The 16,484-nt window shown below is 65.2% G+C and carries 15 protein-coding genes; 8 read left to right on the forward strand and 7 right to left on the reverse strand.

Going from position 1 to position 16,484, the window contains the following annotated elements; genetic code table 11:
* Positions 1-385 precede the first annotated feature (385 nt).
* Both CPY97_RS13320 and CPY97_RS10505 read right to left on the reverse strand, forming a co-directional pair.
* A complete protein-coding gene (locus CPY97_RS13320; protein ID WP_161494117.1) occupies positions 386-1,462 on the reverse strand; it encodes a hypothetical protein in 1,077 nt (358 codons plus the stop codon).
* A 219-nt stretch (positions 1,463-1,681) separates the two neighbouring features.
* On the reverse strand, positions 1,682-3,040 hold the full coding sequence (locus tag CPY97_RS10505) for a glutamine synthetase family protein (RefSeq protein WP_096422534.1): 1,359 nt from the start codon (positions 3,038-3,040) through the stop codon (positions 1,682-1,684).
* Positions 3,041-3,252: 212 nt separating this feature from the next.
* Between CPY97_RS10505 and CPY97_RS10510 the strand changes: the two genes are divergently transcribed.
* The gene (locus CPY97_RS10510) at positions 3,253-3,969 is read left to right on the forward strand and encodes a type 1 glutamine amidotransferase (RefSeq protein WP_096422536.1); all 717 of its coding nucleotides are present in this window, start codon (positions 3,253-3,255) and stop codon (positions 3,967-3,969) included.
* Between the two features lie 21 nt (positions 3,970-3,990).
* Here the strand turns inward: CPY97_RS10510 and CPY97_RS10515 are convergent, their stop codons facing one another.
* Together CPY97_RS10515 and CPY97_RS10520 are read right to left on the reverse strand one after the other, a co-directional pair.
* Positions 3,991-4,995, reverse strand: a complete 1,005-nt coding sequence (locus tag CPY97_RS10515; RefSeq protein WP_096422538.1) for an NAD(P)-dependent alcohol dehydrogenase — start codon at positions 4,993-4,995, stop codon at positions 3,991-3,993.
* Positions 4,996-5,267: 272 nt separating this feature from the next.
* Positions 5,268-6,512, reverse strand: a complete 1,245-nt coding sequence (locus CPY97_RS10520) for a cytochrome P450 (protein ID WP_096422540.1) — start codon at positions 6,510-6,512, stop codon at positions 5,268-5,270.
* Between the two features lie 225 nt (positions 6,513-6,737).
* On the opposite strand from CPY97_RS10520, the gene CPY97_RS10525 reads away from it, so the two are divergent.
* The 6 genes from CPY97_RS10525 (at position 6,738) to CPY97_RS10550 (ending at position 12,113) form a co-directional block, all read left to right on the forward strand.
* A complete protein-coding gene (locus CPY97_RS10525) occupies positions 6,738-7,232 on the forward strand; it encodes a MarR family winged helix-turn-helix transcriptional regulator (protein ID WP_096422542.1) in 495 nt (164 codons plus the stop codon).
* Positions 7,233-7,373: 141 nt separating this feature from the next.
* Positions 7,374-8,837 (forward strand): aldehyde dehydrogenase, encoded by a 1,464-nt coding sequence (locus tag CPY97_RS10530; RefSeq protein ID WP_096422544.1) that lies wholly within the window; start codon positions 7,374-7,376, stop codon positions 8,835-8,837.
* 2 nt (positions 8,838-8,839) lie between these two features.
* Positions 8,840-9,772 carry a catechol 1,2-dioxygenase gene (locus CPY97_RS10535; protein WP_096422546.1) on the forward strand — a complete coding sequence of 311 codons (933 nt, stop codon included), beginning with the start codon at positions 8,840-8,842 and terminating at the stop codon, positions 9,770-9,772.
* Complete coding sequence (locus CPY97_RS10540; RefSeq protein ID WP_096422548.1) at positions 9,769-10,665, forward strand: fumarylacetoacetate hydrolase family protein; 897 nt, start codon at positions 9,769-9,771, stop codon at positions 10,663-10,665. The genes CPY97_RS10535 and CPY97_RS10540 overlap by 4 nt, the downstream gene beginning before the upstream one ends.
* The gene (locus tag CPY97_RS10545; RefSeq protein ID WP_096422550.1) at positions 10,662-10,856 is read left to right on the forward strand and encodes a ferredoxin; all 195 of its coding nucleotides are present in this window, start codon (positions 10,662-10,664) and stop codon (positions 10,854-10,856) included. The genes CPY97_RS10540 and CPY97_RS10545 overlap by 4 nt, the downstream gene beginning before the upstream one ends.
* Positions 10,857-10,877: 21 nt before the next feature.
* Entirely contained in the window at positions 10,878-12,113 is a 1,236-nt protein-coding gene (locus CPY97_RS10550; protein ID WP_096422552.1) for an NAD(P)/FAD-dependent oxidoreductase, read from the forward strand.
* On the opposite strand, the gene CPY97_RS10555 is transcribed toward CPY97_RS10550, so the two are convergent.
* Together CPY97_RS10555 and CPY97_RS13325 are read right to left on the reverse strand one after the other, a co-directional pair.
* Complete coding sequence (locus tag CPY97_RS10555; protein ID WP_150129258.1) at positions 12,074-12,568, reverse strand: hypothetical protein; 495 nt, start codon at positions 12,566-12,568, stop codon at positions 12,074-12,076. The two genes, CPY97_RS10550 and CPY97_RS10555, sit on opposite strands and share 40 nt — an antisense overlap.
* Before the next feature lie 139 nt (positions 12,569-12,707).
* On the reverse strand, positions 12,708-13,592 hold the full coding sequence (locus tag CPY97_RS13325) for a hypothetical protein (protein WP_150129259.1): 885 nt from the start codon (positions 13,590-13,592) through the stop codon (positions 12,708-12,710).
* Positions 13,593-13,925: 333 nt separating this feature from the next.
* Here CPY97_RS13325 and CPY97_RS10560 point away from each other — a divergent pair, with 333 nt between their 5' ends.
* Positions 13,926-15,257, forward strand: a complete 1,332-nt coding sequence (locus tag CPY97_RS10560) for an ISL3 family transposase (RefSeq protein WP_231923925.1) — start codon at positions 13,926-13,928, stop codon at positions 15,255-15,257.
* 126 nt (positions 15,258-15,383) lie between these two features.
* Here the strand turns inward: CPY97_RS10560 and CPY97_RS10565 are convergent, their stop codons facing one another.
* Complete coding sequence (locus tag CPY97_RS10565) at positions 15,384-16,178, reverse strand: ABC transporter ATP-binding protein (protein WP_161494118.1); 795 nt, start codon at positions 16,176-16,178, stop codon at positions 15,384-15,386.
* Positions 16,179-16,484: the final 306 nt, after the last annotated feature.

Below are 16,484 nucleotides of genomic sequence, written 5' to 3' on the forward strand. Positions count from 1 at the left end.
ACTGAGAATTATCCGACTGTATCGTGGCTGGTCGATGCGTCGCGTCTGGCGTGAGTGCGAACAAGAAACACCTGAGTCATGAGCCATCCTGCTGTGATTGCGAAGCCATGCCAGACCGGCTGGATCGTCCCAGCGAGTGCGGATAAGGCGACTCCCGTCGCGAGCGCAAGGCCGCTTCCGGCAAGCAGCGCCCACCCCGTATTGAACTTGCCTAACAAGAACGGCAGCGAGGCCGCAATACCCGCTAATGCTCCTACGCACACCCCTAGCAGCAAGTAAAAGACAGCGAGAGGGACCCACCCGCCGAGAACAGATACAGCGGTCGCTAGATAGAGCAAACTAGCGAGGCTACAACTAACGAGACCCGCGAGTAACCGACGTGTTCTCACGAAGCGTTCCTCAGATTGTTTGCGAAGACAGCCCAGTTTGCCGCGGCCGCCGCGCGGTACACCGCGTTATTGATCCATCCGTTGTTGATCCGAGCGTTCACATAGAGGCGATTGTCGCTACGGAACGAAAACTTTATTGTGGAACCTTGGCCATGAAAGTGATTTCGTGTCGCTACGAAGCCAAAGTTGAATGTTGTTGAAGTCCTTTCCAGTCGACCCATTGTGCATTCATAATTGTTGAACGCAACAGTGAGTGGGAGCAATTGGTTGAAGGTCGGAAAATTTCGCGGCGCACCGGCGACAGGAAAATGACAATTGAAGCAACTTTTTAAAATTCGCTCGACGGCTACTGGTGTTTTTCCCGTGTTGTAACTGTAAGAATACGACCATGCAGGGTCCGCCAAGACAGGAAATGTCTCAGATCCAGTCAGTTCGACATGTTGCGTTAGAACGCCTTCACTCCACGTGAAGTATGTATGCACATCTAGACCGTTCGCGTCTCTGGCCCAGGGCACCTCGAGAGTCGCAAGTACCTCTTCAGAGGGCCCCACCATATAAATCAGGTCGGCAGTCTCGTCCATCCGAGTGTCGTGAGGAAGATCCACGTCGTAAGAGAACGCTGTCGGTGAGTCACTAGAACCAATTGTCGAGATTATGCGGTACCCCCATTGCGTTTCCTGCAGAAACGCCACGGAATCCTTGTCCTCGACTTCTAGTCGATAGACGCCCTCAATCTCGGGCGCGATCACACCCGTCGCGAATTCAACGTACACAGTTGGTGGTGGGACTAACTGCGCGCCACTGTCCAGTAATTCGTTCTCAGAGGGTGAATCAGTAGCAATTGTGATACCGTCGTCCGAAGCAATTGGAGAGATTGTGGAGTTTGGCTGTGACTCTTCGAGAATTTCCGGAAAGGCTGTGGCGAGCATACTCGAGAACGCGTCCGCATCTGCATACCCGGCTGGATCAATTTCCGATGACGGCACTTGCGCGCCGATAGTAAGCGAAGAAATGACTAGAAGGGCGCCTAGCTTCACCGCGTCTCCGATCGTAGGTGATTCGGACAGTAACACACTCAAGCTAAATTGACCACTACTTGCTTACGTGGCCGCCCAGTGGGAGTCAACCGGCGACGATTTCGGCGGAACGTTTTCGAAAGAAGAGACGAGCGTGGAGCGCAGGAGTTGGCCCTCGCAACCTCGGCCTGTACGCGGCATTACGGTCGATCACATCGTCACATCGTCGTTCGTCGGGTTCACACCCACTACGTGTGTCGGCTTGGCGCTCCTCGACTAGAGGTCGAGGAAGTACTCCTTGACCTCCCACTCGGTGACCTCGTCGGGCATCTCGGGGCCGACCGCCTCCGTGAAGCGCTCGATCTCGTCGCGCTTCATCACCTCGAAGACGTCGACCAGCGGGCCGCCCATCAGTTCGCGCAGGCGCTCGTCCGCGCGCAGGGCGTCGAGGGCGTCGCCGAGGGTCATGGGCAGCACCGGGAACGACTCGTCCTCGTAGGCGTAGCCGACGGCGGCGGGCGGCGGCTCCAACTCGCGGCGGATGCCGTCGAGACCCGCGGCGAGCAGCGCCGCCGTCATCAGGTAGGCGTTCGCGGCGCCATCGCCGAGGCGGATCTCGAGGCGGGTGCCTCCCCCGCGCTCCGGCGGGATGCGCAGCATCGCGCTGCGGTTGTCGAAGCCCCAGTTGGCGCGGTACGGCGCGAGCGTGTCGGGCCCGAGGCGGCGGAACGAGTTGATCGTCGGGTTGCAGATGGCAACAAGGGCGGGCGCGTGCTCCATGATGCCCGCGATCATGTGGCGGGCCATCGTGCTCAGCCCGTCGGAGGCCGACACGTCGTGCATGAGGTTTTCGCCCGTCGGGCTTTCGAGCGACAGGTGCAGGTGGAAGCCGCTGCCGCCCTCGTCGCTCCACGGCTTGCCCGAGAAGGTGGCGGCCTGGCCGAGACGGGCGATGACGTCCTTGACGCCGGCCTTGAGCATCCAGATGCGGTCGCACGCGTCGAGCGCCTCGCCGTGCCAGATGTTGATCTCGTACTGGCTGGGGCTGAACTCGTGGTTGCCGGCGAACACGCCGATGCGCAGCCGGTCGAGCATGCGCAATAGGTGCAGGAAGGTGCCCTTCGGGTCGACCGTCGCGCCCGAGGTGTAGACGCGGCCTGACGGGTTGATCGCGCGGCGGTAGGTTCCGTCCTCGTTCTTGTCGGCAATGTAGAACTCGAGCTCGGGCCCGGCGACCGGCACGAGGCCGAGCGCCTTGTACTCGTTCACCATGCGCTCGAGCAGCGTGCGCGGGGCCAGCTCGTTCGGCGTCATGTCGGGGTTGTTCGCGCCGGCGACGACGTAGGCGACGCCCGGCTCCCACGGCAGGGCGCGCCACGAGTCAGGCACGATCTGCGTGACGAAGTCCTCCAGCCCGTTCGACAGCACGTCGGCGCCGTCGAGCACGCCGCCCTGCGTCGTCGTCACCCACACGCCCTGGCAGAAAGTCGGCCCACCGTGGTGGATTTTGTCGAGCTCGCTCACGAGCAGATCCTTCGAGCGGATCGTGCCGATAATGTCGGCGTAAATCACGCGGAGCACGTCGATCTCGGCGGCGATGAGCTCGCTCTGCAGGTTGGCGAGGCTGTGCGTCATGGTGCGACTCCCTTGTGGCACTCGTGGCGTTTCTGGGCGACGCTACCGCTCAACTCGGGTGGTCTGTCGGGGCGCGCCCTGGCGAATCGTCACTGATTCGTTCGTAAACAAACGATACTGTAGTTGCGGCGGCGCGTCGATGGGCCGCCACGCCGATCCGAGCATCCCCCGCTCGCGTGAGGCGACCGCGATCTCAACGAGGAGTTCCCGCGATGCGTGCCCTGTTCATCCAGCACGACCACGTCTCACCGCTCGGCCCCGTCGGCGACCGCTTCGCCGATCACGGCTACGACATCGACACGGTGCTCGTCGTACCCGAAGAGCAGTTCGGCTCGCCCAATCTTGCGTTCGAGTTTCCCGACGCGGGCGCCTACGACGTCATCGTGCCGCTCGGCTCGCCGTGGGGCGCCTGGGACGACGCCTGCATCGGCAACTGGCTGCTGCCCGAAATCGAGTGGATGCGCGAGGTCGTCACCGACGACATCCCCGTTCTCGGCATCTGCTTCGGCGGGCAGCTGATTGCCCGCGCGATGGGCGGCTCGGTGGCGCCCGCCCCCAAGGGCGAGATCGGCTGGACCGCCATCTGGAGCGACCGGCCGTCACTCGTGGGGCCGGGCCCGTGGTTTCAGTTCCACTACGACCGGTGGGAGGTGCCGCCCGGGGCCGTGGAGATTGCCCGCAACCCGGTCGCCTCGCAGGCGTTCACGATTCGACGCTCGCTCGCGGTGCAGTTCCACCCCGAGCTCGACGCGGCGGGGCTGAAGGGCTGGCTCGACTGGGGCGGCGACGCGAAGGTCGCCGCCGACGGGCAGGACCCGGCCGTGATGCTGGCGCAGACCGTGGCCGAGCAGTCCGCCGCGCGCGAGCGCACAAACGCGCTCGTCGACGCGTTTCTCACCGAGGTGGCAGGCCTGCCGACCCGGGCGTGACGCCCCCGCGAGGCGAATGCACTACGGCGCGATGCGCACGATGAGCTTGCCCCGCACGTGGCCGCTCTCGCTGTGCCGCACCGCGTCGGCGATTCGCTCCAGCGGGTAGACCTCGCCAACGACCACGCGGATCGCGCCCTCGCCGAGCAGCGTCGCGAGCCTCGCCAGGTCGGCGGGGTCACGTCGAGCCAGGATGCTCGCAATCGTCTTCGTCGTGAACCGGTTCGCAACGGCCCGCTTCACGACGGCCGCAACCGGCGCGATCCAATCACCGCGGGGCGCCCCAACGACGGCGAGCACACCGTCGGGGGTGAGCAGCCGCGCGAGCTCGCGAGTGGGACGGGCGCCGCTCGCCTCGACGACGATGTCGTACCGCGCGAGCCCGTCATCGAGGGTCTGTGCGGCGTAGTCGAGCACCTCCTCGGCGCCGAGGCGCAGCGCGAGTTCGCGGTTGCCGGCGCTCGTGACGGCCGTGACGTGGGCACCGAAGTGGGCGGCGAGCTGCGTGGCGATGCTGCCGACCCCGCCGGTGGCCCCGATGATCATGACGCGGGGCGGCATGGGTTCGACGCCCGCCCCGTCCCAGGTTCGTGGGGCGCCGAGTCCGCCGCGGCGGAGGGCCTGCAGGGCGGTGACGGCGGCGATGCCGAGGCCTGCGGCCTCCTCGACGCCCACGCTGTCTGGTCGGTGAGCGAGCCCCTTCTCGGCGACGACGGTGTGTTCAGCCCAGGCTGCTTTGCCGTAACCGAACACCTCGTCTCCGGCTGCAAAACGGGTCACACCGGGGCCGACCGCCTCGACCGTGCCCGCGATATCGCTGCCGAGTGACGGGTCTTTCGGTTGCGGCATGCCGCGCGCGAGCCGAACCAGATGCGGCGTGCCGCGCAGCTCGTGCCAGTCGAGCGGGTTCACCGAGCTCGCGGCGATCCGCACGCGCACCTGACCTTCCCCGGGCTCCGGGAGGGACGCATCCACGATCTGCAAGGTTTCGGGACCGCCGTAGCGGCGCGCAACGACAGCCTTCATGCCCCCAGCATGGCGGGTTGTGGGGACGAGCGTGACGTTTCTCAGGAGTAGAGACGCGCCGACGCCGAAACAGCGCGTGTTTTCGGGGCGAGCCGCGCTCTACTCCTGAGAAACGTCACGCAGCACCGCGGCTCAGCGCGGCGCAGGGGCCAAGAGCGGCGGCGCGGCCCAGCGCGGCGGCGCGGCGGCGCGGCGCGGCGGTGGGCCGCACCACGCCGGCACGTGAGAGGGGACAGTGTCGCGCGCCCCGACGGCGGGCCGCGCCCGGTCGACTAGACCACCCGTACCGGCATGCGCTTGATGCCGTGCACGAAGTTCGAGCGCAGGTAGTCGACGCTGCCGGTGCGTTCGAACGTCACGTCGCGGGTGAGCAGGTCTTCGAACATGATGCGCAGTTCGATGCGGGCGAGCGCGTTGCCGAGGCACATGTGCGGGCCGCCGCGTCCGAACGACATGTGCTCGTTCGGCGAGCGCCGCACGTCGAAGCGGTACGGCTCGTCGAAGACGGCGTCGTCGCGGTTGCCGGAGGCGAACCAGACGACGACCTTGTCACCCTCGGCGATGTCGGTGCCGGCGAACTCGGTGTCGGTCGTCGCCGTGCGGCGGAAGTGGTACACGGGCGAGGCGAAGCGCAGGAACTCCTCGACGGCCCACGGGATGAGCGAGGGGTCGTTGCGGAGGATCTCCATCTGCTCGGGGTTGTTGAGCAGGTTGTTCATCGTGTGGGTGATGGTGTGGCGCGTGGTCTCGTTGCCGGCGACGACAAGCAACAGGAAGTTCGTGTTGAACTCGTCTTCCGTCAGCGGCCGACCGTCGGACGGTACGCCGTCGGCGAGCAGGGTGACCAGATCGGTGCCACCCTTGCCTCGCCGCTCTGCCGCCATGTGGCGCCCGTACTCGTACACCTCGATCGCGGCCGGCGAGCGGAACGGCACGTGCTTGTACTTCTCGCTGTCGGCCGAGCTGATGAGCAGATCGGCGTGTTCGGGGTCGGTGTTGCCGATCATGCGGTTACCCCACTCGATGAGCTGCCCCGTGTCGCTGTCTGGCACGTCGAGCAAGCGCGCGAGCACCCGGATCGGGAAGTCGGCACTGACCTCGTCGACGAAGTCGAATGACCCCTTCGCGACGGCCGCGTCGAGCGTCTTCGCAGTGATGCCGCGCAGGAAGGTTTCGTACTTGGCGACCGCCTGCGGGGTGAACTGCCCCTGGAGCATGCGCCTCAGCGCTCGATGACGCAGTCCGTCGGTTTCGAGTAGCGAACGCCGCTTGTCTTGCAGCTCGGGGTCGACCTCTTCGAGGTTCGTGAACTTTGTCGACGTGAAGGTTTCGGTGTCGCGCAGCACGCGCACGATGTCGTGGTACCGGGTCACCGACCAGAAGCCGTGGTTTGGTGCGTCCTCGTCAGACCAGTGCAGTCCGGGGGTCGCGCGCAGTTCGTCGAAGGTCGACCAGGGGGCGCCGTTCGCGAACAGGTCGAGGTTGGCGAGGTTCGGCTGGGTGAGGGTGTGCGTCATTGCAGCGCCTTTGCTCTGGGAACGATTGTTTGGATGCTAACGAATCTGCGCGCATCCGTCGAGTCCCCCGCACGACGGACCCTCGGATCGGAGGCCTCACGGGCGGGGCCGACGCAGCGAAACGCACAGCGCGGCAGGCCGCCCCGACGCGGCGCGAGAGCCGGAATCCCGGCCATTCGCCCCCGAATGGCGTTGAATGGTGCCTGACTAAACGGAAGGGTCAGCATGCCCAGTGCGCACACGCTCGCCGAGACCGAGCAGCAGGTCGCCGAGCGTCTCGGCGGTCTGCCGATCGACTTTGAGGCGATGGCGGTCATCTCGAACCTGTTCCGCGCAGCCAACGCGACCCGCAACTACTTCGAGCGCACGGTGCTCGCCCCGACGGACCTCAGCTGGACAGCTTTCGTCGTTCTCTGGGTCACCTGGATCTGGGAGCCGATCGAGACCCGCCAGATCGCGGAGGAGGGCGGCTTTTCGAAGGCGACCCTCACCGGCGTGCTCGGCACTCTCGAGGCGAAGGGATACGTGACGCGCGCCCGCAGCGCCAGCGACGGCCGGCTCGTCATCGTGTCGATGACCGATGCGGGGCGCGAGCTCATGCTCACCCTCTTCCCCACCTTCAACGCCCACGAGCAGCAGGCCACCTCGACGCTCGACCCCGAGCGCCGACGCGAGTTGGCCGAGATGCTGCGGCAGATCACGCGGCTCACCGAGCGCTGACGACGGGGCCGGCCGCGGGATGCTCGGGCCGCTTCCGCCACCCCCATCCGGTTCGCGCCCTACCGCTCCCCCGAGCCCGTGGTCTACTATCGAAGGAATCGTTCGTACACGAATGACATACCACTGCAAGGGAGCAGCCACGTGCACCAGGTGACACTCGCCGGCCTCACCGTCGACACCCGCCACGTCATCGGCGGCGAACGCGTCGCGTCGACCGAGACCTTCGAATCGGTCTCGCCCATCGACGGTGCGACCCTCGCCCACGTGGCCCGTGGTGGCTCGGCCGAGGTGAACCGCGCCGTGGAGGCAGCCCGCGCTGCGTTCCCCGCGTGGCGTGACCTCGGCGCCGAGGGGCGCCGCGAAATCCTCCACCGCCTGGCCGACCTCGTCGAGCGCGACCTCGAACAGCTGGCGAACCTTGAGACGCTCGACAACGGATCGCTCCTGCGCAGCCACCGCCGCGGCGTGATGCCGCGCGTCGCCATGAACTTGCGCTTTTTCGCCGACTGGGCCGTCGAGAAGCTGCACCACCCCGTATGGCAGACCCGCGGCCACGACAACGTCGTCTCGTGGGATCCGTCGGGGGTCGCCGCGCTCATCACCCCGTGGAACGCGCCCCTCATGCTTGCCACCTGGAAGATCGGGCCCGCGCTCGCCGCCGGCGACACCGTGGTGTTGAAGCCGGCCGAGTGGACCCCGCTGAGCGCCAGCTACTTCGCCGACCTCGCCGACGAGGCAGGCGTACCCGCGGGCGTCTTCAATGTCGTGCAGGGCTTCGGCGCGGAAGCCGGCGCCGCCCTCGTCGCCCACCCGGGCATCGCCCGCATCTCGTTCACCGGCAGCGTACCGACCGCCAAGGCGATCGCGCGGTCCGCCGCCGACAACCTCACACCGGTCAGCTTCGAGCTCGGCGGCAAGAGCCCGCTGATCGTCACCGACGATGCCGACCTCGACCTCGCCGTCGAGCTGGCCGTCGAGCAGTACGACAACGCGGGGCAGGTGTGCCTGTCGGGCACGCGCCTGCTCGTGCACGAGAACATCGCGGAGGCCTTCCAGGCGCGGTTCGCTGAGAAGGCGCAGCAGCTGCGGCAGGGTGACCCGCGCGAGGAGGCGACCCAGATCGGGCCGCAGATCCATCGGGTGCACCTGGAGCGCATCCAGGGGTTCGTCGAGCGGGCGACCGCGGACGGCGCGCGCGTCGTCATCGGCGGCGGCCCGAACGACGAGCTCGGCGGCCTGTACTTCCGCCCAACGCTGATCGCGGACGCGAAGCCCGGCAGCGAGATCCTCACCGCCGAGGTATTCGGCCCGGTGCTCGCGGTGCAGACGTTCGCAAGCGACGACGACGCCGTCGAGCTTGCCAACAACACCGAGTTCGGGCTCGCCGCCGTCGTCGTCTGCGGCAACCGCGAGCGCGCCGAACGCCTCACGAAGAACCTTGTGGCCGGCACCATCTGGGTCAACTGCTTCTTCGTACGCGACCTCGCCGCCCCCTTCGGCGGCTCGAAGAAGTCGGGAATCGGCCGCGAGGGCGGCACCTGGTCGTTCGACTTCTACGCCGACGTCAAGAACACCGTCTACGCACCGACCGGATGGAAGGACTAATCATGGGAAAAGTCGTTGGAGCAGCGCTGCTCGCCCACGTGCCCACAATCATGCTGCCGCAGGACGTGCGCTACGACCTCAATGACGGCAAAGAGATCAGTCTCGTACCGGGGCTGAAGCGACTGCGCGAGGAGGTTATGGAGACCCTCGACTACGACACGGTCGTCGTGCTCGACTCGCACTGGGCGACCACTGTCGAGTTCGTCATCACCTCGCACGCCGAACGCTCGGGACTCTTCACGAGCGAAGAGCTGCCGCGCGGCATGTCGCAGATTCCGTACGCGTTCAAGGGTGACCCCGAGCTGGCGAACGCCGTGGCGAACTACGACGCGAAGAACGGCACCTGGGTCACCCCCATCTCTGACCCGCACCTGCCGATCTTTTACGCGACGGTGAACCTCTGGCACTACCTGGGCCGCGGACTCGACAAGCGCTGGGTGAGCCTGTCGGTCTGCCAGACGGCGACGACGGAGGACTTCCTGCGCGCCGGTCGCGCCCTCGGCGAGGCGATTCGTGACAGCGACCGCAAGGTGCTGCTGCTCGCCTCGGGCGCCCTCTCGCACACGTTCTACAAGCTGCGGGACCTGCGCCGCCACGAGTCGAGCGACCCGAGCCACATCTTCAGCGCCGAGGCGCGCGAGGCCGATCTCGAGCGCATCGAGTGGATGAGGCGCGGAAACCACAAGCGCATCCTCGAGACTATGCCCGAGTTCAAGAAGTTCAAGCCCGAGGCGAACTTCAGCCACTGGCTGCAGATGGCGGGCGCCACGGGTGAAGAGGCGAACACGGCGAAGGGCGTCATGTACTCCGAGTACGAGAACTCGATCGGCACGGGCCAGGTGCACGTGTACTTCCCCGAGCCCGAGGGCGGGTTCCCGCCGCCGAAAGACGTCACGCTCTCGCGCGACGACTCGGTTGAGGCGGGCGCCGCGTGACCGAGTACCGTCGCATCCTGCTGGGCGGCGCGCCCGTTCAGGTGACGCGCGATGGTGACGTGCTGCGCGCATCCGATGGCCGCGACATCGCGATCGAGGATGCGGTTCACCTGCCCCCGACGGAGCCCCAGAAGATCATCGCGGTGCACCTGAATTATCAGAGCCGCACCGACGAGTTCATGACGAAGTTGCCGGCGGCGCCGACCTACTTCCACAAGCCGGTGACGGCGCTGAACAGCCACGGCGGCGACATCGTGCGCCCGGTCGGCTGCCAGTGGCTGAACTACGAGGGCGAGATCGTCATCGTGATCGGCAAGACGTGCCGCAACGTGAGCCCTGCGGAAGCGGGCGAGTACATCGCCGGCTACACGGTCGGCAACGACTACGGGCTGCACGACTTCCGCGACACCGACGCCGGCTCAATGCTGCGGGTGAAGGGCAGCGACACGCTCGCGCCCGTCGGCCCCGGGCTCGTCACCGACTGGGACTTCCGCAATAAGACGATTCGCACGATCGTCAACGGCGAGGTCAAGCAGGAGGACTCGACGGCGAACATGGAGTGGGACATGCACTACCTGGTCGCCGACCTTGCCCGCACCATCACGCTCGTGCCCGGCGACCTGATTTTCTCGGGCACGCCCGCGAACTCGCGCCCCGTGTACCCGGGCGACGTCGTCGAGGTCGAGGTTGAGGGCCTCGGCCGCCTCACCAACACGATCGTCGAGGGGCCGACGCCGATTCGCACCGACGTGGGCGCCCAGCCGACCTCGAGCGAGGAGGTCGTGTCGACCGCGCTCGGCGGCGACTGGGAGTTCCGCGGCATTCGCACCCCGTCGAAAGACCTGTACCCGTCCCGCATCGAGGAATCGACCCCCGAGGAGCAGAACCGATGATCAAGATCGACGTCGACATGAACAAGTGCCAGCACTACGGCCAGTGCGTGTTCGAGGCGCCCGAGGTGTTTCAGCTGAACGCCGACGACAAGCTCGAGTACCAGGCCGAGGCGCCCGACGAGATGCTCGGCGACCTCGAAGCCGCCGCCGACGTCTGCCCCATGCAGGCGATCACGCTGACCCGCGAATAACGCGCCGAAAGACGACGAGCGATGACGGATGCTGACGCGCGCCCCGTACTGATCGTCGGAGCGTCGATGGCCGGCTTGCGCACGGCCGAGAACCTGCGCCGCGCTGGCTACGCCGGCCCGATCACGTTTCTCGGCGCCGAACCCCACGCGCCCTACAACCGCCCGCCGCTGTCGAAAGAGCTGCTGCAGACCGAGGGGCAGGGCCACGCGGATGTGGCCTTCCCGATCCGCTCAGCGCTCGAGGAGAACGTCGAGTGGGTGCTCGGCAGGGCTGCCGCGTCGCTCGACACCGAGCGGCAGGTGGTGGTCGACGAGACCGGCGCCGAGCATCCGTATCGGGCGCTCGTGATCGCGACGGGGCTGCGCCCGAAGCCGCTGCCGATCGACGATCACGGCCTCACCGGCGTCCACGTGCTGCGCACGCTCGACGACGCGGTGGCGCTGCGTCAGGCGCTGCGCCCCGGCGCGAACGTCGTGATTCTGGGCTCGGGGTTCATCGGCTGCGAGATTGCGGCGACGGCGGCGAAGGCCGGCGCGGCGACCGTGTCGGTTGTGTCGCAGTCGCGCATCCCGCTCGAGCGGGCTCTCGGGCCGCTGCTCGGCGCCGAGGTGCGCCGCCGCCACGAGGCACACGGCGTGCGCTTCTTCTGCGAGAACGGGCTCTTCGGCCTGGTCGGCGACCCTGGCGTTGAGCGCGTCATTCTGACGAGCGGCGTGATGCTCGAGTGCGACGTGCTCGTGGTGGCGATCGGCTCGGACGCCAACACCGAGTGGCTCGAGGGTTCGGGGCTTGACGCGAGCGACGGCGTGCTCGTGAACGGCGGCCTGCAGGCCGTGCGCGCTGACGGCACCGTGCTCGAGAACGTCTACGCGGTCGGCGACGTGGCGCGCTACCCGAATCCGCTGTTCGACGAGGTGGCGCGCCGGGTCGAGCACTGGAATCTGCCGACCGAGACCGGCAAGCGCGCCGGCCAGGTGCTCGCGGCGCACCTGCGCGGTGACGACTGCGCGCCGATCGTCGAGGCGCCGTTCGCCCCGCTGCCGTCGTTCTGGTCTGACCAGTACGACATGCACCTGCTCGCTTTCGGCATGACCTACCTGGCCGATCGCAGCGAGGTCGTGGCCGGAACCCTCGAGGACGAGTGCGTGGTCGAGTACTACCGCGGCGACGAGCTCGTCGGCGTCTGTGGCATCGGGATGCGCGGCGCCGTTCAGGGCTACCGCTCGCGGTTCGCTCGCCCGGTCGCCGCCCGCTGAGCGCGAGCATAAAGCATGCGTCGTGGTGCGACGAGGATGACGCCGCCCACGAGCATGGTAAGCATCATGGCCGCAGCCCGCTCACCAGTGAGTTCCTCGGCAATCGGCCAAGCCCACGGCTGAAGGACTTCGCCCACGACTCCAAACACGCTGGAGAACGCAACATGCGTCAGCGGAATAATCCACGCCAGGTGAGTCCCGAATAACCGGCGGGCCGCGACGACCTCTACCGAGAGCACCACGAGAGCAGCCGCATTGAGTCCCGCCTGCAAAGGTGGCAGGGCGAAGGCTCCAACCAGGACCGCAATGCCGACAAGGCAACCGAATCGAAGAACTGCGATGCGCCGGACGGGTCTACTACTGGTGCGCCACACATGACTCACTGGCTCGTCGAGGGTCACGACAAAGGCGACCACCAAGCCCGCCAGCGCGAGCGTACTGGCGGACACGCTCACGCGGTCGAGAGCGAAAAACTGCGGGAGCGGTACATAAACGCGCGAAAAGGCCAACACCAGGAATACTCCGAGCGCAGAAATACTCGCAGGCAAGCCCCAAGATTTCAAGAAAAGGGCAACGTCTCGTGAAGCACTACCCCTACGCACATGCATCTGTCGCCAAGGCGTAACGCTCCATGAGCCACTGACGCTCCGCGCGATCACCGCGAGCCTCCAGGCTCTCGAGTTCCGGAGTCGCGAATTCAGGCGACATTTGAAAGGTTACCCAATCAATCAAGTCAAACCAGGCCGAAAGACCGATATCACAGCCCGGTTCAGGCACCAACGCGCGCACAGCCGCAAAAGTTAGGTCGGAGTCAGTAATCGCTCGCGAGTCAAATCTCATGACGCCCGCCTCACCAATTGGTCGAAGACCCTCTTGTACGAAACTTTCAGGGGTAGGAAAACGGCCCCCCACGACTCCGAGCGTCGAGGTGACCGCGTTTAGACCAGCCTGGAGCGCGTCGCTTGACTCAGGCCACGTACAAAACTCAACGCCATTTTCTTCAAGACACACACTTTCGGCTGGAGTCCTGTATTGGACAGGTGATGAATCAGCACTCCATGTCAACCCGAGGCTAGCCACCAAAGCAAAAGCTGCCACGGCCGCGCCAGCAAGACTACGCCAAGAGTCCCTTGCGAGCGCAAACCAAATCATCGTGCTCAAGGTTACGAAGAAGGCAACACGTCCGAGGTGCAATTGAACATTAGGCTCGAAGAACGGCTGATAAAAGGTAAATATGGACGTTGGCACCAACCGCCCCAGATCGCCTTCCAGTTGTTGGGCCCCCAGTACCACGATGAACGAGGCGATCGTGGTGATCACTCCCGCCGCCCAGTGGGGGAAAAAAGAACCGACGAGAACGCCAATTGCACTCATTAGAGTAACAAATACAAACGCTAGCGACGGTAGCACCAGCATCGCCATCGAGCAGAAGCCCGAGGTGTCCGAGTTGGCATATACTGCCGCGTGAATTGCGATCACACCGAGCCATTGCCAAGATGCGCACACAAGCCAGGCTCGCCTTAACGCTCCGCCACGGCCCCGAACCGACGTGCCTGCAACGCGAAGCAATCCACTCGAACTGAGGTTCGCCACGTGAACAGCCGCTGCCCCAAGAGCTACTGGAGAAACGGTAACTGCGACAATTAAGGCGACATTTAGTGGATCAGCACAACCAGGGAGCAGATTGCCGGCTCTTCGCCGTTGAGTGTGGGTGGCGGGTGACGCGCCGGTAGCCGGGGCTGCTGGGGCGATGGGTCGAGGTCCTCGAGGATCAGAGGACTCTTACCTCTTCTGATCGCGAGGACCCCGACTATGACCGAGCCTACGACGTGCTGCCGAGCCGACGGCAACTATTGCAACCGCTGCGATCTTCTCCTGGGCCTGGAGGGGTTGCGGGTGATTGCGGTTGAGCGCCGCGGCCTGGGATCGCTGACCGTGACGGTCGAGTCCCCACCTGGTCCGGCCGGCTGCCCAGGCTGCGGTGTCCTCGCGACCGGTCACGGGCGCGCGCCGGTGCCTCTGGTGGACGCACCCGCGATGGGCCGTCCGGTCCAACTGCTCTGGCGAAAGCGTCGGTGGCGCTGCGCGGAAGGTGCATGCGAGGTCGTCACGTTCCTCGAGCAGGACCACACCGTCGCGTTGCCGCGCGCAAAGCTGACCACTCGGGCGGCGTGGTGGGCGATCGAGCAGATGCGCCGCGAACACGCCTCGGTGAACGGTATCCGCCGGCAGTTGGGCACCAGCTGGCGAACAGTTTGGGAGACGATCAAGCCACTGCTGCAGATCGCCGAGGCGGATCCGGCTCGCTTCGATGGCGTGACCGTGTTGGGTGTTGATGAGCACGTCTGGCATCACGTGTCGACCAAGCCGATCAACGTCGGCGGGCGGGGGCCAAAGGAGCTCACCGGCATGGTCGACCTGACCCGTGATGCGGCGGGCCGCACCCGCGCCAGGCTGCTGGATCTCGTCCCGGGCCGCTCGGGTGAGGCTTACCGGGCATGGCTACAGGGGCGCGGCCCCGATTTTCGTGACCGGGTGAAGATCGCAACCTTGGATCCGTTTCGCGGTTACAAGAACGCCATCGATGATCAACTCGACGACGCGCGCGCCGTGCTCGACGCATTCCACGTCGTCAAGCTCGGAACCAAGGTCGTCGACGATGTCCGCCGCCGCGTGCAGCAGCAGCTCCACGGCCACCGAGGGCGCAAGGGTGACCCGCTCTATGGGATCCGGAACCTCCTGCGGGCAGGCGAGGAACACCTCACCGAACGGCAACGCACAAGACTCGCCCGCGCTTGGGCCGCCGACGAACAGCATGTTGAAGTCGAGGTCGCCTGGCACTGCGCGCAACAACTGCGATCCTGCTACCACCAAGCCGGTCACCGCGAAGGTCGCGTGATCGCCGAACAGGTGTTGAGGTCGTTCTTCACCTGCCCGATCCCGGAGGTCGCACGCCTGGGCCGGACGCTGCGAACCTGGCGAGACGAGTTTCTCGGCTACTTCGACACCGGCGGCGCGAACAACGGGGGCACCGAAGCGATGAACGGCCTGATCGAGCTCCACCGACGCATCGCCCGCGGCTTCCGCAACCGAGACAACTACCGCCTCCGGATGCTCCTCATCGGCGGCGGGCTATTCGCATGACCCACACTCAACGGCGAAGAGCCCGATTGCCTGGCGTGAACTGCGCAACAATGAAAAGTCCCGCTACTATCGTGATTAGACCGGAGGCAAGAGGTGAACCAGTGCGGAATTCTCCCCAGAAACCCTTCACCGCACAGTCGCCATCAGTTCGATGTATCGAGACTCGACAATTTCCGTGGAAATCTTCTCATTGCGAGCAAAGTCCGCAATTTCACCGGCCCACAGCACACGACCTTCAGCGATTACAATCACTTCATCTGCCAAGGCAACGACATCATCAACGAGATGCGTCGCGAAAATTACGATCGTTGACGTGAGATTATTCAGAAGCGCCCTGAATGCGACACGTTGTTCAGGGTCCAGGCCAACTGTGGGCTCGTCAAGGACCAAAACTTTTGGACGATTTACAAGCGCTTGCGCAAGAGCAAGACGCTGACGCATTCCCCCGGAGAGGTGCCGGACCGGGTGATGTGAATAGCCTTCGAGGCCCACCGACGCAAGCGCCTCCCTCACCCGCAACCCCGCTATGTCATGCGGAACTCGACGGAGCCAGGAGACGTAGAGCAGCGTTTCCTCGCATGTCATCCCAGGTTGCATAGCCATCGACTGGGGTACTACACCGAGGAGGTCACGGTATTTTGCTCTGTCAGCCTTTACGTCTAAGCCCTGAACAACTATTCCACCCGAAGCGGGGTTTTGACTGGTGTCAATCAGGGACAGAAGCGTCGATTTACCGGCACCATTTGGGCCGAGAACTGCAATTTTCGACGACAAGAACTCCGACGACACTTCATCAAGTGCGATCGTTCCTGAGTACGAAAAGCTGACCTTAGTGATCGCGAGCGATGCAATCGACAGAGCGCTCAGCCCCTGCGGGAGAAGCCGTTGGGCATACCCGGCTGGTCGCCCGAGAAGTTCCAAACGGCACGAGTCGCATAGGTGTTGGAAGAAGAGAGACTCTGTGAACTCGAGAAGCGGACCGGGTCCGAGTAACGTGCCGTAACGCTCACGATGCGAGATTGTGACCAGAAACTCTTCCGGTAAAGCTCCCCTGTCACAGTCTGCGGCAATGTCGAGCCGGGCGCGTCAACACTCAGACGCTCAGACCCTCTTCCCGCCCGCTCAAAGCTGTAGGCGTTGCCCGCTGAAACGTCATAGAAGAAAACGATCTGATAGTCCTGTTGAGTGAAAGTGCCAGCGTTCGCGTGGGCTGGCACACCAGAACCC

It is taken from the genome of Microcella alkaliphila (assembly GCF_002355395.1).
Lineage (GTDB): Bacteria > Actinomycetota > Actinomycetes > Actinomycetales > Microbacteriaceae > Microcella > Microcella alkaliphila_A.